At 45.2% G+C, this 20,309-nt stretch carries 21 protein-coding genes; 11 read left to right on the top strand and 10 right to left on the bottom strand.

Features of this window, described 5'->3' with window-relative positions:
- Positions 1–100: 100 nt before the first annotated feature.
- The gene (locus tag NIES593_RS09595; protein ID WP_073599370.1) at positions 101–1,231 is read right to left on the bottom strand and encodes an ABC transporter permease; all 1,131 of its coding nucleotides are present in this window, start codon (positions 1,229–1,231) and stop codon (positions 101–103) included.
- 106 nt (positions 1,232–1,337) lie between these two features.
- Positions 1,338–2,045 (bottom strand): ribulose-phosphate 3-epimerase, encoded by a 708-nt coding sequence (gene rpe, locus NIES593_RS09590; RefSeq protein ID WP_073599369.1) that lies wholly within the window; start codon positions 2,043–2,045, stop codon positions 1,338–1,340.
- 256 nt (positions 2,046–2,301) lie between these two features.
- On the opposite strand from rpe, the gene NIES593_RS09585 reads away from it, so the two are divergent.
- Positions 2,302–2,745: a hypothetical protein gene (locus NIES593_RS09585; protein WP_073599368.1), complete on the top strand. Its 444-nt coding sequence runs from the start codon at positions 2,302–2,304 to the stop codon at positions 2,743–2,745.
- On the opposite strand, the gene NIES593_RS09580 is transcribed toward NIES593_RS09585, so the two are convergent.
- From NIES593_RS09580 to NIES593_RS24050, 5 genes are all read right to left on the bottom strand, one after another.
- Positions 2,742–3,140 (bottom strand): ketosteroid isomerase family protein, encoded by a 399-nt coding sequence (locus NIES593_RS09580; RefSeq protein WP_073599367.1) that lies wholly within the window; start codon positions 3,138–3,140, stop codon positions 2,742–2,744. The two genes, NIES593_RS09585 and NIES593_RS09580, sit on opposite strands and share 4 nt — an antisense overlap.
- Before the next feature lie 78 nt (positions 3,141–3,218).
- The gene (locus NIES593_RS09575) at positions 3,219–3,719 is read right to left on the bottom strand and encodes an orange carotenoid protein N-terminal domain-containing protein (protein WP_073599366.1); all 501 of its coding nucleotides are present in this window, start codon (positions 3,717–3,719) and stop codon (positions 3,219–3,221) included.
- A 231-nt stretch (positions 3,720–3,950) separates the two neighbouring features.
- A complete protein-coding gene (locus NIES593_RS09570; RefSeq protein WP_073599365.1) occupies positions 3,951–5,348 on the bottom strand; it encodes a ferredoxin:protochlorophyllide reductase (ATP-dependent) subunit N in 1,398 nt (465 codons plus the stop codon).
- Between the two features lie 88 nt (positions 5,349–5,436).
- Complete coding sequence (bchL, locus tag NIES593_RS09565) at positions 5,437–6,306, bottom strand: ferredoxin:protochlorophyllide reductase (ATP-dependent) iron-sulfur ATP-binding protein (protein WP_073599466.1); 870 nt, start codon at positions 6,304–6,306, stop codon at positions 5,437–5,439.
- 344 nt (positions 6,307–6,650) lie between these two features.
- Positions 6,651–6,794: a hypothetical protein gene (locus NIES593_RS24050; protein ID WP_175561089.1), complete on the bottom strand. Its 144-nt coding sequence runs from the start codon at positions 6,792–6,794 to the stop codon at positions 6,651–6,653.
- Positions 6,795–7,094: 300 nt separating this feature from the next.
- Here NIES593_RS24050 and NIES593_RS24045 point away from each other — a divergent pair, with 300 nt between their 5' ends.
- The 3 genes from NIES593_RS24045 to NIES593_RS09550 all read left to right on the top strand — a co-directional run bounded on the left by NIES593_RS24045 (position 7,095) and on the right by NIES593_RS09550 (position 8,109).
- On the top strand, positions 7,095–7,262 hold the full coding sequence (locus tag NIES593_RS24045) for a hypothetical protein (protein ID WP_175561088.1): 168 nt from the start codon (positions 7,095–7,097) through the stop codon (positions 7,260–7,262).
- A gap of 29 nt (positions 7,263–7,291) precedes the next feature.
- The gene (gene rd / locus NIES593_RS09555) at positions 7,292–7,453 is read left to right on the top strand and encodes a rubredoxin (protein WP_073599363.1); all 162 of its coding nucleotides are present in this window, start codon (positions 7,292–7,294) and stop codon (positions 7,451–7,453) included.
- 71 nt (positions 7,454–7,524) lie between these two features.
- Positions 7,525–8,109 (top strand): Npun_F5749 family FMN-dependent PPOX-type flavoprotein, encoded by a 585-nt coding sequence (locus tag NIES593_RS09550; RefSeq protein ID WP_073599362.1) that lies wholly within the window; start codon positions 7,525–7,527, stop codon positions 8,107–8,109.
- Positions 8,110–8,116: 7 nt separating this feature from the next.
- Here the strand turns inward: NIES593_RS09550 and cysE are convergent, their stop codons facing one another.
- A complete protein-coding gene (gene cysE, locus NIES593_RS09545) occupies positions 8,117–8,887 on the bottom strand; it encodes a serine O-acetyltransferase (protein WP_073599361.1) in 771 nt (256 codons plus the stop codon).
- Between the two features lie 200 nt (positions 8,888–9,087).
- Here cysE and NIES593_RS09540 point away from each other — a divergent pair, with 200 nt between their 5' ends.
- From NIES593_RS09540 to NIES593_RS09530, 3 genes are all read left to right on the top strand, one after another.
- The gene (locus tag NIES593_RS09540) at positions 9,088–9,438 is read left to right on the top strand and encodes a slr0373 family blue light stress response protein (RefSeq protein ID WP_073599360.1); all 351 of its coding nucleotides are present in this window, start codon (positions 9,088–9,090) and stop codon (positions 9,436–9,438) included.
- Positions 9,439–9,508: 70 nt separating this feature from the next.
- Complete coding sequence (ycf46, locus tag NIES593_RS09535; protein WP_073599359.1) at positions 9,509–11,020, top strand: stress-responsive protein Ycf46; 1,512 nt, start codon at positions 9,509–9,511, stop codon at positions 11,018–11,020.
- A gap of 150 nt (positions 11,021–11,170) precedes the next feature.
- Positions 11,171–11,524 carry a DUF1257 domain-containing protein gene (locus tag NIES593_RS09530; RefSeq protein WP_015144627.1) on the top strand — a complete coding sequence of 118 codons (354 nt, stop codon included), beginning with the start codon at positions 11,171–11,173 and terminating at the stop codon, positions 11,522–11,524.
- A 125-nt stretch (positions 11,525–11,649) separates the two neighbouring features.
- Here NIES593_RS09530 and pdxH read toward each other — a convergent pair whose 3' ends face one another.
- Complete coding sequence (gene pdxH, locus NIES593_RS09525; RefSeq protein ID WP_073599358.1) at positions 11,650–12,288, bottom strand: pyridoxamine 5'-phosphate oxidase; 639 nt, start codon at positions 12,286–12,288, stop codon at positions 11,650–11,652.
- Between the two features lie 190 nt (positions 12,289–12,478).
- Between pdxH and NIES593_RS09520 the strand changes: the two genes are divergently transcribed.
- The 4 genes from NIES593_RS09520 to NIES593_RS09505 are packed head-to-tail and all read left to right on the top strand — an operon-like array spanning position 12,479 to position 19,301.
- Complete coding sequence (locus NIES593_RS09520) at positions 12,479–15,256, top strand: hybrid sensor histidine kinase/response regulator (RefSeq protein WP_073599357.1); 2,778 nt, start codon at positions 12,479–12,481, stop codon at positions 15,254–15,256.
- Complete coding sequence (locus NIES593_RS09515; protein WP_073599356.1) at positions 15,253–16,611, top strand: sensor histidine kinase; 1,359 nt, start codon at positions 15,253–15,255, stop codon at positions 16,609–16,611. Before NIES593_RS09520 ends, NIES593_RS09515 begins: the two co-directional genes overlap by 4 nt.
- Before the next feature lie 43 nt (positions 16,612–16,654).
- Positions 16,655–17,056: a response regulator gene (locus NIES593_RS09510; RefSeq protein WP_073599355.1), complete on the top strand. Its 402-nt coding sequence runs from the start codon at positions 16,655–16,657 to the stop codon at positions 17,054–17,056.
- Positions 17,049–19,301 carry a GGDEF/EAL domain-containing response regulator gene (locus NIES593_RS09505; protein WP_073599354.1) on the top strand — a complete coding sequence of 751 codons (2,253 nt, stop codon included), beginning with the start codon at positions 17,049–17,051 and terminating at the stop codon, positions 19,299–19,301. The genes NIES593_RS09510 and NIES593_RS09505 overlap by 8 nt, the downstream gene beginning before the upstream one ends.
- Positions 19,302–19,528: 227 nt before the next feature.
- Here NIES593_RS09505 and NIES593_RS09500 read toward each other — a convergent pair whose 3' ends face one another.
- Positions 19,529–20,275 (bottom strand): HAD family hydrolase, encoded by a 747-nt coding sequence (locus tag NIES593_RS09500; protein WP_073599353.1) that lies wholly within the window; start codon positions 20,273–20,275, stop codon positions 19,529–19,531.
- Between the last annotated feature and the right edge of the window lie 34 nt (positions 20,276–20,309).

Genomic DNA, 20,309 nt, shown 5'->3' with positions numbered 1-20,309 from the left:
ATAGTTAATTTTGATTAAGTAAAAAAAAGTGTCAATTTATTAATTTTTCTTAAGTTTTTATGACGAGTTCTTAAAAAGATTAAAAACTCCTGATAAGGACTTAAACTAATTGACGGCGGAAGCGACTGATACTAACTGATAAGATTATGACAGCAAAAAATAAAAGCGCGATCGCGTGTTGCCAGAGTGCCCCTAAACCAATACCTTTTAACAGAATTCCACGCACGATTGCCACGTAATGCCGTAGGGGGTTAACAAAAGACAAATATTGAAAAATAGTCGGCATACTTTCAACAGGAGCGATCGCACCTGACAGTTGAATTAAAGGTAAATTAATAAAAAATGAGATGAGAAATGCTTGTTGCTGAGTGCGAGAAATCGTTGCCAGCATAATCCCAATTCCAATTCCCACAAAAATATATAATCCCGATAAAACTAAAAACAGTAGAAAATTTCCTTGAAATGGAACTCTAAAAACAACGCTTCCTACGACTACAGCTAAAAGAACATCTCCCATAAGAAGGACAAATAATGGCACAATTTTAGCCAATAGAATTTCCCAAGCTTCGGCGGGAGTCATCAGCAATTGTTCTAAGGTTCCGCTATCTTTTTCTCTGACAACTGTTCCAGCAGAAACCAGAGAACTAATCAGAGTAAAGATAACGCCCATCATTCCCGGTACGAAAAACCAGCTACTAATCAGTCCGGGATTGTAGAGAAAAGTGGTTTGCAGATCGACTAAAGGTTCTAGGCGATCGCTTTCCAAATTTCGATTGTATTGTTCGATAATTTGATTGATATAACCACTAGCAATTCCGGCTGTATTTGCATCTACACCATCGATAAAAACTTGGATTTCTGCCGTTCTATCTTGAGAGATTTTGCGCTGGAAATCTGGTGGAATAACCACCCCTACCGTCAGTTTTCCTTCTCTAACTCGCTCGCTTAATTCTTCTTCTTTTAAGAAATAGCGATCGGCAATAAATATGTTGTCAGTTTTTTCGGTCAAGGCAAAAACTAATTCCTGACTCTCATTAGTTCGAGCATAATCGACAATTCCTAATTTGAGATTTTGTACGTCTGGATTTAAGGCAAATCCATAAATTAATAACTGAATTGTCGGGGGAAATAATAAAAAGAAAATTAAAGATTTATCCCTCAGAATTTGATTGATTTCTTTAATTGCCAATGCCCAAAATCGGCTATTGAGAATTTTGTTGATGAAGTTCATGGGCAATCGCCATCAAAAATTTCGTCTGAATTCAAATGAGAAACAAAAAAGCGATCCAAATCTGGATCGCCCTATCTCTAAAGTATCGGTAATATGCGACGATCGCTTAAACTTTGGCTAATTCCGGTTGAGGGCGCTTGCTGTTGCGAATGCCTTCAATTGCTGCCGCATAGTCGGGTGCATTGAACACGGCAGAACCTGCTACGATCGCGTTAGCTCCTGCTTCTAAAACTTGCCAAGTATTAGCAGGTTTTAGTCCGCCATCTACCTCAATCCAGGGATCGAGTCCTTTTTCGTCGCACATCTGACGCAGCTTTTGGATCTTAGGCACTACTTCGGGAATGAAGCTTTGACCGCCGAATCCTGGGTTAACGCTCATAATCAGAACTAAATCGCACAAATGCAGAACGTACTCGATCAGTTCCAGCGGTGAAGAGGGATTGAGAACTACCCCAGCTTGTTTGCCGAGTTCCCGAATTTGGCTGAGCGTGCGATGGAGGTGAGGCGAAGCGTTATGTTCGGCATGAACAGAAATAATGTCCGCTCCAGCTTTGGCAAAATCGCCAACATATTTTTCGGGTTCCACGATCATTAAATGAACGTCCAACGGCTTTTTCGTGTAGGGACGAATCGCTTCTACAATCAGGGGACCAATAGTGATATTGGGAACAAAGCGACCGTCCATTACGTCTACGTGAATCCAGTCAGCGCCAGCTTCGTCTACAGCTTTTATTTCTTCTCCCAAGCGGCTGAAGTCAGCCGATAGGATCGACGGGGCAATAACAATCGGTTTTTGGGAGCGGGTTTGGGTCATGGCTCGGGTTCTTCTCTCTAGGCTTCTTTTTCGGATCGATTTTAACAAAATCTTTGGTTTTTCTCTATCTCGTTAGAGGTAGCTTATTATCCCGAATAAAACAGAACAACCGACTATTTGTAAAGAAGTATGTACAAAATTTTCTTTATACTCGCCATAACTTTAACTTTTATTAAATTGCCTTGTACTACCTATGGCTTCCTATTACAAATGTTAGAAAGCAAAGTCAATATAGCTCGCATCCTACATTAAAACCATGACACAGCAATTCATCCTCGCCCCCCGCTATCGTTTAGATGATGAATTTTCCTGGTTGGAAGGTATCGATCCATCTCGTCATTACTGGATCTCTGTCAATAGCGACAGCCGGCTTCAAGTTAGCATTCCAGGACTAATTGTGTCATCGATTGAAGAATTGAGAGAAGTTATCTCGCGATTCCGCTCGCTTCAACCCCAGGAATCCATGACCGTCGATCGCCTTGCTGGCAGTGGTTTTACTCTCCACTGTATCAGCAGCAACTGCTACGCCATTGAAGATGAAGTAGCAGGTTCCCTCACTTGGCACTTGTTTGATAAAGAGAGTATTGAAAGTCTATTAATGACCAGCCATCCAGACTGGTTGCCCTCTCCCAAAGATATTGAATTGGGGCGCAAGCGTCTAGCCTTGGCTTTCGAGCAACCTGCCTATACTTCAGCTTAACGACGCATTTGGACTAGCTCTTCGAGAGAGGCTAATAATTTTACCTCGACTGAGAGAATTTCTTTGGCAGCATTCACGATGAATTGCCAGGCAACGTTGACCCCGAATAAAGGTGTTTGTACTTTGCCTTGGATTTGAAATTCCGTCAGGCCGTCTTCTAATCCTTCAGCAATTCCTTCGAGGGGATAAAGTTGTAGTCCTTGGGCTTCAGTCTTTAGGTAATTCGCGATCGCTTCTCTTCCGACAATTGGGGATTCAAAAGGAGGACACAAAGCACCCTCAGCAGCAAACAGGCTTGCCGTTGCTTCAAAGTCGCCTGCATTTAAAGTTTCAAAATAGCTTACAATGACTGGCTCAGTAATTTCTTTGATGCTGAATTGAGTAGTAGATATCATATTAAATTTCCTCAAGCCTTTATTGAACAATAAGAGCAGGAATATTCCTGCTCTTTATCCATTTTTAAGGGATATATCTTATGCCAGAGGATCGACTCCCATATCAGCAACAGCATTGCGCAGAACCGTAATCTGTTGGCTGAAGTCTAATCTCTCAATCGCGGCGAGGACTTCGCTAGCCTCGCGACTCATCTGATAGTTAGCAGGGACGGGAACGACAACACCTTCTTTCATTAATTCGGCTAACTGATACCAGAAAGCCAGTTTGGTATTGATGCTGAGAACTCCGTAGGAGCGGGTAATCGGAGTGCTGACTTTTCTGACCAGATCGCGCATTACCTGCAATTGCTCGTCATAGGACATTTGCTTGATTTGATTGAGCAATCCTTCGGCAAATTGCAGGCGAGCAGCACCGGGAGCCGCTGGCGTAATGGAGCGACCCATTTGGGTGTAAGCAAACCAAAGTAAACCTAACTTGTCATCTACTCCCAGACGCTGGTACCCAGCAGTCGTGGAGGGAACGTCAACAAACTGGGTGTTGAGCGGAAGATTTGCCGAAAAAGCTGGAGTGTAAACCATAGTTAATCTAGGAGGTTTTCTAGTGTGGACTGGAGACGCTTTAAATTTGCCTCGCCTCCTTACTTTCTATTTTGTAACAATTTTTTTATAAATTGCAAATAAACTTTACAAATAAAATTGATAAGAATATTTTAAGGATAAAAATTCTCCAATAAAAAAAAGATAAAGAGTAGAAGAAAAAAACTCCTACCCATTACTCAAAATTGAGAGAAAAAGCTCTAAACGTTGCACTTAAACTTTAGCTTCTTCCTTGACCAACTTATCCCATCCTAATTCTTTGAGGTTGTTGTTGCGACGTAGCGGGCGAGTTGCCAACTCTAAAATATCGCGGGCATTGGTAAAGCCATGAATCTGAGCGAAGGTAAATTCTACCGACCACTTGGTATCGATCCCGCGAGCTTCTAATGGGTTAGCATGAGCCATACCCGTAATGACGAGATCGGGCTTAAGTTCTTGAATGCGCTGGATCTGATTGTAATTATCGGGCTTCTCAACAATCTTGGGCATAGAAACGCCCATTTCTTTACAAGTCTTCTCTAGCAGCGCCAATTCGCCCGCTTGATAGCGCTTATCCATGTAGGGAATGCCAATTTCCAGGCAAGTCATACCGCAGCGAATAAGGAAACGTGCCAAAGAGATTTCTAATAAGTTGTCTCCCATGAAAAAGACAGACTTCCCGCGAATCAGTTTGATATAATCTTCCAAGCTTTCCCAAATTTGAGACTCCCGTTCTTCCAAACCCTTGGGCTGGATGTTGAAGACAGAGCAAATTTTCTCAATCCAAGCGCGAGTACCATCGGGACCAATTGGGAAAGGTGCGCCAATTAATTTGCACTTGCGACGGCGCATGAGGGTGGTAGCAGTACGAGAAAGGAAAGGATTTACGCCGCAAACGTAGTAGCCTTCTTCAATGACGGGTAACTCGGTATAACGCTTAGAGGGCAACCAACCAGAAACTTTAATCCCTTGCTTCTTCAGTTCTAGGGTAAGGTTGGTAACGACGGGATCGGGCAAAGAACCGAACAGGACGAGTGGAGGATGGTCGGCGTATTCGGATTCTTCGGCACGAACTTCTTCTTTCTTGCGACCAAAGTTCAGTAGTTTTTGAATGGCATTGCGATCTTCTTTTTCAGCTTCTGGTGCTTTGTTGGGACACTTGTGTGCCATTGCCGCCAGAACAGTGTCTTCTCCTTGGGTGAAGGCATAGTCTAAACCGTTAGCACGCGCAGTGACGATAGGAATGCCAATTTCTGCTTCTAACTTGGGTGCTAAGCCTTCTAAGTCCATCTTGATGATTTCAGTGGTACAAGTTCCGATCCAGACGATAACACTGGGATTGCGATCGCGTTTAATTTGCAAGCACAACCGCTTTAATTCTTCATAATCGTTTAACTGTGCAGAAATATCTCCTTCTTCCAACTCCGCCATCGCATAGCGCGGTTCTGCGAAAATCATAACTCCCATAGCATTTTGCAGGAAGTAACCGCAAGTTTTAGTTCCGATAACCAAAAAGAAGCTGTCTTCAATTTTCTGATAAAGCCAAGCGACGCAGCTAATCGGACAAAAAGTATGATAATTCCCAGTTTCACATTCAAACGTCAGTGCGGTTGGTTCTTGTGTAGCGGTCATTTAATAGTCTCCTTTACTTATAAACTTTAAACTTTTGTTAGTAGTTAGTTGCTAGAGAGCGACTGAACCACTAACGACTAACAAATAACTAAACCATCATCAGATCTAATTCTTCTTCCGCAGTTACTTGCGGTTTTTGAGGATTGAGGTAAAAGTCGGACAGCAAGGAGAATAACTCTCTATCTTGTGCGTCTTGAGGAACTACCCCTTCAGGTTTTGCTATTAGCTGATCGGCAATGTTGAGATAGTAGTCGCAGACGTAGTTGAGAGAAGGATCGCTTTGTGCCATTTCAAACAGCGTCTTACCTTTAACGCGGGAAACGCGAATATCTTCAATTAATGGCAGAATTTCTAAGACGGGCATCGGGACGTGAGAGACGTACTTATCAATTAAGTCGCGCTTGGAGGTACGGTTGCCGATCAAACCTGCTAACCGGAGTGGATGCGTTCGTGCTTTCTCGCGTACTGACGCAGCGATGCGGTTAGCAGCAAAGAGTGCGTCAAAACCATTGTCGGTAACGATGATGCAGTAGTCGGCATAATTCAGTGGCGCAGCAAAACCACCGCAAACTACGTCGCCGAGAACGTCAAAAAGAATGACATCGAATTCGTCAAAAGCATTTAATTCTTTAAGTAGCTTCACCGTCTCGCCAACGACATAACCGCCGCAACCAGCACCCGCCGGAGGACCTCCTGCTTCTACGCATTTAACGCCTGCATATCCATCGTAGATAACATCTTCGGGCCAAATGTCTTCATAGTGGAAGTCTTTTTCTTGCAGGGTGTCAATGATCGTAGGAATTAAAAATCCAGTCAGGGTAAAAGTGCTGTCGTGCTTGGGATCGCAACCAATTTGGAGAACTTTTTTGCCTCTCTTGGCGAGAGCAGCGGATATATTACAGCTTGTCGTAGATTTGCCGATTCCGCCTTTTCCGTAAACTGCCAGTTTTAAAGTCAAGGTTCTTCCTCTCCTATGCGAGCAAATAAATTTTGTTTGTTTATGGCTGCTTTGCCCGTGGGCATTAGCAGTTTTCTTTATTAAGGTCGTCGATCGCATTATTGACCAAATTACGTACAAAGAAAAGAGCATATCTCAATAATTTAAGAATTAAAAAAGATTATGTAAAAGAAAATAAAATTATTTTGGATATTAAATCAATAAAATAGTTTTATAAGCTTTTATGGTTATTTAAATAAAATTTTATGTTTTTTATTTAAATAAATAAAAACAATAAACAAAAAAGCTCGTTACCGAATATCTGACAACAGTAACTAAAACGCTAGAAGCTCGATTAGAAAAGCTTAGGGCGATTTTCGATTGAGAAATTGGCTTGATAAGATGATAGATTTAATACCAATTTTCAGGTTTTCGCGATCGACATTCTTCTCCCCTCTCCCAAATAGGGAGAGGAGTTGGGGGTGAGGGCAATCGACCATCTCTGTCATTAATGAATGAAAAATGGTATGAGTCAATTAAAATCATCGATCGCATCTGAAAGGAAACTTCTCAAGTCCCTTTTGGATCTGAGCTTTTGGATTTTTATGAAAAATAATTAATTTTTTCGACCTAGGTGCTAACGACGATCGACAAAGAGAAAATTCTTGCTCTCATCGACTTCGCAAGGGAGAATATAAACAATCGCTGTTGGCGATCGCTAAAGTCTCGATCCAGCTTTTTTCTGCCTGGCAGTGCGATCTTGAAAAACAACCTAGTAAATAAGTAAAAATACCTCTTCTAATACCTCGGTGCTCGGTTATCTATTTGCCATTTCTTTATTAGTCACCCTTGTTGTCTACCTAATGAGGGGATTGGGGATTCTGACGTTTATTCCTGGCGGCATTATTTTGTTTTTATTCGCGCTTTCGATCCTGACGGGCATCATTTACGGGATCGCAAAAACCTGGCGCTATTGATTTAGCCTAGTAAAGCAAGGAGAGCGATTATGAGAAAATATATTTGTTCGGTTTGCGGTTACGAATACGATCCAGAGGTCGGCGATCCCGATAATGGAATAGAACCCGGAACGCTTTTTGAAGAGTTACCGGAAGACTGGGTATGTCCTGTCTGTGGTGCTACTAAAGAAGAGTTTGAAGCAGCGTCGTAAAACAGATAGTAGTTAGTGGATAGTAGTTAGTAGTTACACGACCTACTATCTACTAAACTAATAACCAAATCATGTCACTTGCTCCCTGGAGATCTCCCTTATCTCGCGCTTTACATCTCAACCGCTCTCAACCTTACTCGCGCTACCTGCAATTAGCAACCGTTAGAAAAGACGGAAGACCAGCTAACCGAACTGTTGTCTTTCGGGGATTTCTGGAGGGAAGCAATCAGCTACAAATTGTAACCGACTCTCGTAGCGAAAAAGTTTCCCAGATCGAAGAGCGACCTTGGGGAGAAGCTTGTTGGTATTTTACAAAAACTCGCGAACAATTTCGCCTTCTAGGTAACCTAACCGTTATAACGGTAGATTATCCCGACGAAAGCTTACAAAAAGCTCGCCGACTGGTTTGGCAACAGCTATCCGACGGAGCGCGATCGCAATTCGCTTGGCCAGATCCCGGACAAAAGAGAGTAGAGAAGGCATCGGCTTTTTCGCTGCCACCTCCTTTGCCTAACGAACCCCTGGCTAACTTTTGTCTTTTACTGCTTGCTCCAGAACGAGTAGAACACCTCGAATTGCGAGGAGAACCGCAAAACCGCTGGCAATATGACTTAGATGATTCTCAAATCTGGATAGCGCGATCGCTAAATCCATAGAGCAATTTCAGAACTCTACCGTTCCATCCAAAAATTCTCCGATCGACTTTTTATTTAAAGAACAGCACTGACCGACCGGACGCGAATTTTCTGAACGAGCAGATTGTATAGATGCCGATTCTACTGAAGCTTCCGTTCTCGAGTGTGACTTTTGTAGCTCTTCAATTTGTTGCTCTAATGCCTCAATGCGATCGACGAGAGCGCGAATAACAATTGCTTCTGAGTCGGGAAGATTACCATGCTCTAGCGGATCGACGCGAACCCCAGAACGATAGATAATCCGACCCGGAACGCCAACTACCGTGCAGTCAGAGGGAACATCCCGCAACACGACCGAACCCGCACCGATGCGAACGTTGTTGCCAATTTGAATATTGCCGAGAACTTTTGCACCAGCCCCAACGACCACGTTTTCTCCTAGCGTGGGGTGGCGTTTGCCGCTTTCTTTTCCTGTGCCGCCCAGGGTGACTCCTTGATAGATTAAGGCATAATCTCCCACGATCGCCGTTTCTCCGATCACTACTCCCATTCCATGATCGATAAAAACTCCCCGACCAATTTTCGCCCCCGGATGAATTTCAATTCCTGTCAAGAAACGGGCTAGGTGAGAGATTAAGCGAGGAATGAAGGGAATGCCTAGATTGCGCAACCAATGAGCGACGCGATGAAACACCAGCGCTTGTAGACCCGGATAGCAAAAAAGCACTTCCAACCAGTTACGAGCAGCAGGATCTCGCTCGAAGATGATACGGAAGTCAGCAATGAGTGAGACTAGCACGATTTGTTTTCCCGTTTAGCAACATAGCTCTGTGACTATCTTACCTGGATTTGTTCGCTTACTTACTAACATAAGGATTTATTTCCCTTATTGTTAAGAAATATTACAAGTTTGCCATCAAAACAGCTTACCAGCTTGACAGTAAAAAATAAAATCGCTAACGTACTAAGGTATACCCGGGTAAAACCTATTAGAGTGATATGCAAGACAAGCAAAAAGTCACACTATATATTCCCGCAGGAGTACATCGCCAGTTAAAGATTAGAGCAGCGATAGATGATGAATCTATGTCTGCGATAGTAGAAAAAGCGATAGCATTCTATTTAAAGTATCCAGAGAAGATAGAAGAAATAGAATCATCCGTACACGGGAAAACATACCAAGTTCACGTTTGTCCCGAATGCGAAGCAGCAGTGGTAATGCGGGATGGGGAATTAGTTTCCCTCAAACACCAACCGGGCGTTATCTCAGATGAATTTCCAATAGAAGTCAAAGAGACAGTCCGCGCTCAAGCTAAGTCAGAAGGGGAAGAAGAATTAGTTCCTTGCTGAAAGGTTAGAGAGGCTGGAAGCATAGAGGTTTAACCGTCTAAGAAAACTTACCTAAACTTAGGTCGATAATATGAAAGAAGAGCTAAACATACTAATACAAGCTCAATACCCTCTGATTTACCTCGTCACGTCAGAAGAGGAACGAGCCGAGCAAGCGATCGCTAGAATTGCACAGACGAAAACTCAGCATCGGCGAGTCTTTGTATGGACAGTGACCCATGGAATCGTCGAATACGGTCAGCCTCGACAAACCACTCAGCACAACACGGTTTCCCCAGAAGCGGCAATTGAATGGGTCGTGCGCCAAAGAGAACCCGGTATTTTTATCTTCAAGGATTTGCATCCTTTTATTTCCTCGGCAGCCGTCAATCGATGGTTGAGAGATGCGATCGCAAGCTTTAAGGGGACAGAAAAAATCATTATCCTTATGTCGCCGATTCAAGAAATCCCCATCGAGCTAGAAAAGGATGCAGTTGTCGTTGACTATCCTCTACCCGACCTGAGCGAACTCGATCGCGTTCTGTCCGTACAACTCGAACGAACTAAAAATCGCCGCATCACGACAGAGGCTAGAGAAAAGCTTCTCAAAGCCGCTCTGGGTTTAACAAAAGATGAAGCCGAAAAAGTTTATCGGAAAGCTTATGTAAAAGCCAGTCGCCTCACGGAAGAAGAAGTTGACATCATTCTTTCTGAGAAAAAGCAACAGATTCGTCGCAACGGAATTCTAGAATACATCGAAGAAGACGAAACCATCGATGCAGTAGGCGGCTTGGAAGAACTGAAAAAGTGGCTCAAACAGCGTTCCGACGCCTTTACAGAACGAGCGAGAGAATACGGATTGCCCCAACCAAAAGGCATGCTAATTCTAGGGGTTCCCGGTTGCGGCAAATCGCTAATAGCCAAGACAACATCTCGTTTGTGGGGCTTGCCGCTACTGCGTTTAGATATGGGTCGGGTTTATGATGGCTCGATGGTAGGACGTTCGGAAGCCAATCTCCGCAATGCACTAAAAACTGCCGAATCCATTTCCCCAGTCATTCTCTTCATCGATGAATTGGACAAAGCCTTCGCAGGCGGTACGGGTTCTGCCGATTCCGATGGGGGAACTTCTAGTCGTATCTTCGGCTCCTTCCTGACCTGGATGCAAGAAAAAACTTCTCCCGTCTTCGTTATGGCAACAGCGAACCGAGTTGAAAGGTTACCGGGAGAATTTTTGCGCAAAGGTCGTTTCGATGAAATTTTCTTTGTCGACCTTCCTACGCTAGAGGAGCGTCAAGCTATCTTTAAGATTCACCTGAATAAACGTCGTTCGGATATTTCTCGCTTCGACCTCGAACAACTGGCTAAAGTTTCTGATGGTTTTTCCGGTGCAGAGATCGAGCAGGCACTAATCGCTGCGATGTACGAAGCCTTCGCTCAAGACCGGGAGTTTACGCAGCTAGATATTATTGCTGCGATTAAATCCACCCTACCTCTGTCCCGGACCATGACCGAGCAGGTCACCGCTCTCAGAGATTGGGCGAGACAGCGGGCACGACCTGCCTCAGCCTCCGTCGCCGAATATCAGCGATTGGAGTTCTAACAGACTTTCTCCTGTTCCCAACGGGAGGAAAGGCTAGCTAAGTGCTGGCAAATTTAAAAGCCGCTCTACCTACTAATACCCAAATGTTAGGCGGCATCCACAAAACCTAAAGTTGTTGTTGACTTCTTTTCTACTGGAGGAAATCTAACTATGTCTCATTTCAGCACTCTACGGACTAAAATTACCGATGCAGAAATCCTCAAGGCTTCTCTGCGCGATCTCGGTATTTCCGTTAAAACTGATGCTGACGTTCGCGGATACAACGGTCAGCGCGTTCGTGCCGACATCGTTGCCACCCTCGAAGGCGAATATGATTTAGGCTGGTCTCGCAACAGCGATGGAAGCTTCGATTTGATTGCTGACCTCTGGGGTGTTGCTAAGAAGCACAATCAAACCGAACTCATCAACTCCATCAATCAGAAATATGCTGTGAACAAGACCCTAGCAGAGGTCAAGCAGCGCGGTCTACAGAACGCCAACGTCAAGTTGCTCGTGCAAAACTAGAAAGATTTGAAGCGCGTTCCCAAGCCTATGGGTTGACCATTTTCGGTTAACCCTTTTTTCTTTTTAGTCATTGGTCATTTGTCCTTTGTTCGCTCCTCAATTCAATAATCATCAAAATTTTTCTTTTACGGAGATAATCGTTGAATCTCCCAAGACCCGTCCTCTTGACGAGAATAGAAGAAACGGTCGTGCAGTCGATTGGGTCGTCCTTGCCAAAATTCAAAACCATGGGGGATAACTCGGTAACCGCCCCAAAATGAAGGAAGCGGGATTTCGCGGTTTTGAAACTTGCGGGCGAACTCTTCAAATTTCATTTCAATTATTTGGCGAGAGGAGATAACGCTACTTTGCTGAGAACACCAAGCGCCAATTTGATTGCCCCTGGGACGGGTAGCAAAATATTTTAGCGTCTCAGCCGTAGAGATTTTGACAGCCGTACCGATAATTTGAACCTGGCGTTCTAAAGGAAGCCAGAGAAATAAAAGGGAAACTTGAGGATTTTCTTGGATTTGGCGAGCTTTTTTGCTTTCGTAATTGGTGAAGAAGACGAATCCCTCGCGATCGAAGTATTTTAAGAGAACTGTCCGCATGGAGGGTGCGGCAGTTGCTGAAGCTGTTGCCAAAATCATGGCGTTGGGTTCGAGTAGTTCGGCTTGACAGGCCTGTTGAAACCACAGTTCAAACTGTTCGAAAGGGTCAGGTTTGAGATCTTTGCGTCTGAGACCTTGACTGAGATATTCTTTGCGTAAATCTGCGATGTTCATCAATTGTGAGGTTGACGTTTGGTGATTGGCGATCGCTCTACTCTTTATCTTGCCTCAAACGAGACTTTTCCATTTTCGCAGCCTTAAAAACATCGGGGAAAGATAGAAATTTTCAGCCAACCTGGGAATACTAAACTTACTATTCGGTTGCCAATTAGCGATCGCGCAATTTCTCACTCACCAATGACCGATGACCAATCTATTTAGTCGAATTAAACTGCGAACGATTCTAGTTGTTCCCTTCGTGCTGCAACTCGTCGGTACGGTAGGACTGGTAGGATATCTTTCCTTTAAAAATGGGCAAGAAGCGATCGCCGATCTCGCCAATCAATTAATGAAACAGGCGAGCGATCGCGTCGATCGACATCTAAATAATTATCTGGCAACCCCTCAACACATCAATCAAATCAACTTAGACGCGATCGAGTTAGGCTTGCTCGATTTACAAAATTTTAAACAAATCGGACACTACTTCTGGCGGCAGATGCGAGTGTTTGATGTTGGTTATATCAACTTTGCTAATGAGAAAGGCGAATTTATTGGTGTCGAACGCACTGATGACGATAGATTGCCGATCATCAATGAAACTTTAAGTCAAGATCTTAACAAGCTATACGTTTACGCGACCGATGGGAAAGGATATAGAAGCGAGTTGGTTTCAATTGTAGACAACCAACTTCCTATCCAAGAAGAAGATTGGTATGCAGATGCAGCGAAAGCGGGCAAACCCGTGTGGAGTCAAGTTTATCAGTGGAGCGACCAACCCGATATTTTGTCGATTTCTTCAAGCTATCCAGTTTACAATCGCGCCAAGCAACTGATGGGTGTCATTGGTGTCGATCTCATCCTTTCACAAATCAGTGATTTTTTAAGCGACATAAAAATTAGCCCGTCAGGAAAAATCTTTATCATCGAACGCGATGGGTTATTAATCGCCAGTTCGAGTCTCGAACGACCATTTACTTTGATCGAGGATAAGGCAGAACGGCTGAACGCTTTAAACAGTAACGATTCCCAGATCCAATCTACAGCCAAGTATTTACAGCAAAAATATGGCAGTTTTAGGCGGATTAGAGAAAATCAAGAACTAAATTTTCAGCTAAATGGCGATCGCCAGTTCGTCCGAGTCACCCCTTGGCAGGATAAATACGGATTGGACTGGTTAGTCGTAGTCGTCGTTCCCGAAAGCGACTTCATGGCTCAGATCGATGCCAACACTCGCACCACTATTTTGTTGTGTATAGGAGCCTTGGCAGTAGCGACTCTCGTCGGGATGTATACCGCACGCTGGATAGCCCAACCCATTTCGCGCCTCAGTGAAGCTAGCGCCGCGATCGCGTCTGGTGATTTAGCACAAACCATTGAAGTCAAACAAGTCAAGGAACTGAAAACGCTGGCGCAATCTTTTAACAAAATGGCGGAGCAACTGCGAGCTTCATTTACTGCCCTGGAAAAAACTAACGAAGAACTGGAGCAACGGGTAGCAGAACGCACGACACAATTACAAGAAGCCAAAGAAGCCGCCGATTCTGCTAACCAGGCAAAAAGCGAATTTTTGGCAAACATGAGCCACGAACTGCGCACTCCCCTCAACGGAATTCTCGGCTACGCGCAAATCCTACAACGGGACAGAAATCTCGATTTCAAACAGAAGATAGGACTCAATGTCATTTATCAATGCGGTACTCACCTGCTGACCTTGATTAACGATATTTTGGATATCTCGAAAATCGAAGCTCGCAAGCTCGAACTCTGCCCCAGTAGTTTCCATTTTGAGAGCTTTTTGCAAAACATCCAAGAAATCTGTCGCGTTCGTGCCGAACAGAAAGAAATCGCCTTTGAATATCAAGCCCTCAATCGCTTACCAATCGCGATCCATGCCGATGAAAAACGCCTGCGTCAAGTCTTACTTAACCTTATCGGCAACGCCATCAAATTCACCGATCGCGGCAGGGTAACTTTAAAAGTCGGCGTTTATCGGGAATCTCCTCCTATCGGCGATGAGGAACAACCGCCAACCATTAACAGCGATCGCTCCCTTCATCGGGTTCGCTTCCAAGTCGAAGACAGTGGTATCGGTATGAAGCCAGAACAGCTAGAGAAAATTTTTCTGCCTTTTGAACAAGCGAGCGAGAGCGATCGCAAGGCAGAAGGAACGGGTTTGGGACTGACGATTAGCCGTCAAATCGTCGAGATGATGGGCGGCAAGATTGAGGTAGAGAGTATCTATGGCGTTGGCAGTAAGTTCTGGTTTGACCTAGACTTACTCGAAACCAGCGACTGGATCGAACCTACTTCATCGCGATCTAAACACCCTGTTATTGGGTATCGGGGCGATCGCAAGACAATTTTAGTGGTAGACGATCGCTGGGAAAACCGCTCTGTCGTAGCTAACATGCTAGAACCCCTCGGCTTTAAGGTTCTTGAGGCAAGCAACGGCCGAGAGGGACTAGAGAAAGCCCAACAATTTCAGCCTGATTTAATCATTACAGATCTGGTGATGCCAATTATGAATGGCTTTGCTATGACAAAGCATCTGCGTCAGTCCGAGAGCTTGCAGAAAATTCCCATCATTGCGTCTTCTGCCAGCGTCTTTAACTTCAACCGCCAGCAGAGTCGAGAAGCGGGCTGCGATGATTTTCTGCCCAAACCCGTGCAAACCGACGAGTTGCTCGATTTAGTGCGGGATTATTTGGGATTGGTTTGGCTTTACGAAGAGAATGGAATTTTCGAAGCAGGGGATTCCTCCGTCTCCGAAATACTGATTCCCCCTGCCCCAGAATTAGGAACTCTCTACCAAGCTGCCAAAGCAGGTTACGTCCTCGAAATTCAGGCAGAAGTCGATCGCCTCAAGCAACTCGCTCCTCAATATGCCACCTTTGCCGAAAAAGTTGCCGAACTAGCTGGCGAGTATGAAACGGAAGCCATTATCGAGTTAATTCAACCCTATCTTTCAACACAACCATGAAACCCGTTCGGCAAGATTCTATTCTCATTGTTGACGATATCCCAACCAACATTAAAGTGTTGGTCGAGCTATTGAGTCAATCTGGCTTTAGAGTGGCGGTTGCCAAAAATGGAGAAAGTGCGCTGGCAAAGATCGATGAAATTGCCCCCGACTTGATTTTGTTAGACGTGATGATGCCGGGAATTGACGGGTTGGAAATCTGCCGTCGCCTGAAAGCCAATCCCAAAACTCAGGATATTCCAGTCATCTTCATGTCGGCTTTATCAGATGTGGTAGATAAAGTCAAGGGTTTGGAAGTTGGTGGGGTAGATTATATTACCAAACCCATCGTCCACGAAGAAGCCCTCGCCCGCATTCGCGTTCACCTCCAATTGCGCAAAACCCAACTCAAACTCGCGCAGGAAGAAAAAATGGCGGCTTTGGGTCACTTAGTCGCCGGGATTGCCCATGAAATCAATACGCCGCTAGGAGCCATTGGTGCCTCGATTGGCAACATTTCCACTGCCCTAGAGCGATTGATGCAAAAACTTCCCAAACTCCTGACAAAACTGACCGCAGAACAAGCGATCGCCTTTTTTTCTCTCGTCGCCTTTGCCCAAAGCGCCAAACCTTTGCTGTCTTTTCGCGAAGAACGACAACTCAAACGAGCGATCGTGGCAAATCTGGCTGCTAAGGAGATCGACAATGCCGAGACTCTAGCCGCTTTTCTCTCTCAAATGGGTATCGCTTCCGATTTGGACTTTATGATGCCGCTTCTACAAGCGCCCGATCCGGTTTCTATCGTCGAAACCGCCTATAACTTCGCTATCGTGCAAAACAATAGCCGGAATATTAAACTAGCAGTCGATCGCGCTTCCAGAATTGTTTTTGCCCTCAAAAATTTTGCTCGTCAAAGCTCGACGGGCGAAATGGTCATGGCTTCAGTCATCGATAGCATCGAGACGGTGCTGACAATTTATCAAAACCAGATCGAACGAGGCGTTGCACTCACTAAAGAGTATGGTTCGGTTCCGTCGATTCTTTGCTATCCCGACGAATTGACCCAAGTTTGGTCGAATTTAATCGGCAATGCGCTACAAGCTATGAACTACCAAGGTCATTTGGGGATTGCCGTCTTCGAGCAAGCCGGTCAAATCGTTGTCGAGATAACCGATTCGGGTTGCGGCATTCCCCCAGAAATTCAAGACCAAATCTTTGAGCCGTTCTTTACCACCAAACCAATGGGTGAAGGAAGCGGATTGGGATTAAATATCGTTCGTAAGATTATCGATAAACATCAAGGAACGATAAAAGTTGCCAGCCAACCTGGGAATACTAAATTTAGCGTGTGGCTTCCTATTGTGCGATCGCAGTAAATTTCTCGCTTACCAGTCACCAACGACCAATAACAAGGGACAGATGACTAACCTAGCAATTTTATGTGTCGATGACGAACGAATTATCTTGCTAAGCTTGCGAGATCAGATTAGTAAGCACTTTGGCGATCGCTATCGATACGAGTTTGCCGAGAGCGTAGAGGAAGCTTGGGAAGTTATTGAAGAATTATCTGGAGAGGGGATCAAAATTCTGATTATCGTCTCCGATTGGCTCATGCCTGGAATTAGAGGCGATGAGTTTTTAATCGAGGTTCACAAGCGCTTTCCCGACATCGTTACGGTTTTGTTGAGCGGACAGGCGGACGAAGCCGCGATCGAACGAGCTAAGGTACATGCCAACCTGCATGCTTACATTCCCAAACCGTGGGACGAGGAAACGCTGATTAATATCATTAAATCCGGCTTGGAGAAATTTAATGAGTAAAGGGGCGATCGTCTGCGTTGATGATGAAAAATTCGTGCTGATCGCTCTGCGCGATCAGCTTACCAGTTTCCTAGGCAACGAACATGAAATTCTTTTAGCTCAAAGTGCCAGCGAAGCCCTAGAAATCTTTGCCGAACTAGAAAAAGAACAGATACCTATCCCGCTGATTATCTGCGATCGGATCATGCCACAGATGAGCGGGGAGAAACTGCTGATCGAAATTCACGCCCGCTATCCCAAAACCCGAAAAATCCTCCTAACCGGACAAGCCAGTTTTGAAGAAGTCATCGATGCCGTTAACCATGCCGATCTCTACCGCTACATCTCCAAACCTTGGGACGAAACCGACCTCAGCTTAACCGTCAGGGAAGCCATCCGCAGTTATTTTCAAGATCGGCAGGCGATCGAGCAAAACGAAGCCTTGCGAAAAGTCAATGAAGCCTTGCAACGAGAAATTGCCGATCGCAAACAGGCACAGCAATTATTACAAGAAAGCGAAGAACGATTGGAAAGTATCCTCAACTCCCTTGAAGAAGTTGTTTGGTCTGTCGAACCCAATCCTCCCAAGCTGCTTTATCTCAATCCGGCTGCCGAAAAGGTTTATGGGCGTTCGGTTTCTGAGTTCTTCGAGAATATCGATCTTTGGCTGAAGGTCGTGCATCCCGACGATCGCGAAAGAATAGCACAAATCCCCCAGATGTTGCTGGAATTGGGCAACATGAGCGTCGAATATAGAATTCTGCGACCGGATGGAGAAGTGCGGTGGCTCAGCAGTCGTCACCGCGTTCTTTACGATGCTAACGGCTTGCCCATCCGTACAGACGGCATTATTCGCGACATTACCCAGGAAAAACTCGCTCAGGAACGGTTACTCTACGAAGCGCTTCACGATGCCCTCACGGGGTTATCCAATCGTACCTTGTTTATGGAGCGAGTCGAAAGTGCGCTGCAACGCGCTAAACGACACTCAGGTTATCTCTTTGCCGTTCTCTTTATCGATCTCGATCGCTTCAAAATCATCAATGACAGTCTCGGTCATCAAGTAGGCGACCAACTGATTATCTCGACGGCACAGCGGTTAGAAACCCTAGTACGCACTACAGATACGATCGCTCGCTTGGGTGGCGACGAGTTTGTCATTCTCCTCGACGCGATTGAGGATATCAACGATGCTATCCGCATTGCCGAACGCATCTCCGCCAAGCTGAAAGAGCCTCTCAATCTCGACGGGCGAGAAGTTTTCACCAGTGCCAGCATCGGGATTGCCTTGAGTTCGTCCAACTACCATCAAGCTTCCGATCTGCTGCGAGATGCTGATATTGCCATGTATCGAGCTAAAGCCAAAGGCAAGTCGTGCTATGAAGTATTCGATAAGGAAATGTACGCTCAAGCACTTGCCCAACTCCAGCTCGAAAACGATATGCGCCAAGCCTTAGAGCGAAATGAGTTTCAAGTCTATTATCAACCGATCGTCTCAACCCAAATGGGTAAGATTGCTGGTTTTGAAGCCCTGATTCGCTGGCAGCATCCGACGCGCGGTTTTGTCTCTCCAGCCGAATTTATTCCCTTAGCCGAAGAAACCGGGGCGATCGTACCGATTGGCGAGTGGATTCTTGGCTCGGTATGTCAGCAAATCAAGCGCTGGCAAGAGCAATTCTCCTTCACATTTCCCCTGAAAGTTAGCGTCAATCTCTCGGCAAAGCAATTCAGAGATACAGATTTCTTGCGAAAAATCGACAAAATTCTCATGCAAACGGGTTTAGAAGGGGGAAATTTGCAGCTAGAGTTAACCGAAAGCATGCTCATGGATGATGTTGAAAACCTGATCGGTATTCTTTCGCAGCTGAGAGTGAGAGGCATTCAGTTGAGTATCGACGATTTCGGGACGGGTTATTCCTCTTTAAGTTATTTACATCGCTTTCCAGTTAACTATCTCAAGATCGATCGCTCGTTTGTCAAAGGACTTGGCGACAATACCGAGAGCCTGAAAATTACCGAATCAATCGTCGCTTTAGCACACAATCTCAAGCTAGCCGCGATCGCTGAAGGCGTGGAAACAAAAGAACAACTGATGCAACTACGCCAACTCGGTTGCGAATACGTTCAGGGATATTTGTTTTCCCCGCCCGTTCCTGCCAAAGCAGCAACTAAATGGCTCGCTAAATTATTCGACGCTGCAAAGGCAACAAACTACGATGGTTCCGGAGCCATGCCTCTCTCTAATGGGCGACTTTCTAAAGATTAGAGCAGCGGGAGACTTCTGAGACTGGGAGCAGGGGAAGCTTCTGGAGGCAGGGGAAGCTACTAACTACTAATATCATTTTTCATTCATTAATGACACAGATAGTCGATCGCCCTCACCCCCAACCCCTCCCCCAATTTGGGAGAGGGGAGAAGAATGTCGATCGCGAAAACCTGAAAATTGGTATAACCACTAACTAATTCCCAATGACTAATGTAATGACCAAATAATTACGAATTACGAATTATTGTGATGTCATCGAGTCGCGCGATCGCTACATCTGCCGTTTCTAAATGAGCGGCTTCGGGGTTTCCCCAGCAAATGCCGATCGCGCCTGCTGCCCCGGCTGCTTTTGCCATCTCGATATCTCCCTGAGAATCCCCCACCATCAAGGTTGCGTTCGGTTCGACTCCCAAGGCATGACAAGCTTTCATAAGCAAAGCCGGATCGGGCTTACTCAGTCCACAATCGGCACCCATCATCAGCTGGATATAGCTTGATAAGTGATGGCGAGTGACAAACGATTGTATGCCTGCCATAGAGTCAGCCGATAGGATACCCAGCTTTAACCCGGCTTCTGAGAGGAATTTTAAGACTTCTAGGCTGCCAGCAAATAGAGGAGAAGTCTGCGATCTGTCTGGGAGATACTTGTCTGCTTCGGTAAAAGCATTACGCGCGATCGCTAGCGATTCAAACCAACTGCGCCCCGTCTCTGCAATATATGCTGCCGCTGCAATTTCGTTTTCTTGGCGACTGCCTACTGCCATTAATCCCGTCGGATCGAGGGTATTGTTTTGTATGCCAAACGCCATCAGTAAGGGATCGCTAATTCCCGGAATCTGAGCGTCTATCAGGCGTGCCCGCTTATATGCTAGCTCTCGTAAGAAAGATTGCGAATCTTCTAGCGTGCCATCTTTATCGAACAAAATCGCTTTAATATCAGAAAATTCACGATTTTTACAGTGAATAGTTACCACGACTTTTTCCTGATTCCATCTATAAGTCTATCGT

Source organism: Hydrococcus rivularis NIES-593 (assembly GCF_001904635.1).
In the GTDB taxonomy this organism is placed as follows: domain Bacteria; phylum Cyanobacteriota; class Cyanobacteriia; order Cyanobacteriales; family Microcystaceae; genus Hydrococcus; species Hydrococcus rivularis.
This window is presented reverse-complemented; position numbering and strand designations above follow the sequence as displayed.

Bases quoted from the DNA above. Each gene is read 5' to 3' on its own strand.
- NIES593_RS09595 (WP_073599370.1), bottom strand. From the start codon at position 1,231: ATGAACTTCATCAACAAAATTCTCAATAGCCGATTTTGGGCATTGGCA.
- rpe (WP_073599369.1), bottom strand. From the start codon at position 2,045: ATGACCCAAACCCGCTCCCAAAAACCGATTGTTATTGCCCCGTCGATC.
- NIES593_RS09585 (WP_073599368.1), top strand. From the start codon at position 2,302: ATGACACAGCAATTCATCCTCGCCCCCCGCTATCGTTTAGATGATGAA.
- NIES593_RS09580 (WP_073599367.1), bottom strand. From the start codon at position 3,140: ATGATATCTACTACTCAATTCAGCATCAAAGAAATTACTGAGCCAGTC.
- NIES593_RS09575 (WP_073599366.1), bottom strand. From the start codon at position 3,719: ATGGTTTACACTCCAGCTTTTTCGGCAAATCTTCCGCTCAACACCCAG.
- NIES593_RS09570 (WP_073599365.1), bottom strand. From the start codon at position 5,348: ATGACCGCTACACAAGAACCAACCGCACTGACGTTTGAATGTGAAACT.
- NIES593_RS24050 (WP_175561089.1), bottom strand. From the start codon at position 6,794: ATGACAGAGATGGTCGATTGCCCTCACCCCCAACTCCTCTCCCTATTT.
- rd (WP_073599363.1), top strand. From the start codon at position 7,292: ATGAGAAAATATATTTGTTCGGTTTGCGGTTACGAATACGATCCAGAG.
- NIES593_RS09550 (WP_073599362.1), top strand. From the start codon at position 7,525: ATGTCACTTGCTCCCTGGAGATCTCCCTTATCTCGCGCTTTACATCTC.
- NIES593_RS09540 (WP_073599360.1), top strand. From the start codon at position 9,088: ATGCAAGACAAGCAAAAAGTCACACTATATATTCCCGCAGGAGTACAT.
- ycf46 (WP_073599359.1), top strand. From the start codon at position 9,509: ATGAAAGAAGAGCTAAACATACTAATACAAGCTCAATACCCTCTGATT.
- NIES593_RS09530 (WP_015144627.1), top strand. From the start codon at position 11,171: ATGTCTCATTTCAGCACTCTACGGACTAAAATTACCGATGCAGAAATC.
- pdxH (WP_073599358.1), bottom strand. From the start codon at position 12,288: ATGAACATCGCAGATTTACGCAAAGAATATCTCAGTCAAGGTCTCAGA.
- NIES593_RS09520 (WP_073599357.1), top strand. From the start codon at position 12,479: ATGACCAATCTATTTAGTCGAATTAAACTGCGAACGATTCTAGTTGTT.
- NIES593_RS09515 (WP_073599356.1), top strand. From the start codon at position 15,253: ATGAAACCCGTTCGGCAAGATTCTATTCTCATTGTTGACGATATCCCA.
- NIES593_RS09510 (WP_073599355.1), top strand. From the start codon at position 16,655: ATGACTAACCTAGCAATTTTATGTGTCGATGACGAACGAATTATCTTG.
- NIES593_RS09505 (WP_073599354.1), top strand. From the start codon at position 17,049: ATGAGTAAAGGGGCGATCGTCTGCGTTGATGATGAAAAATTCGTGCTG.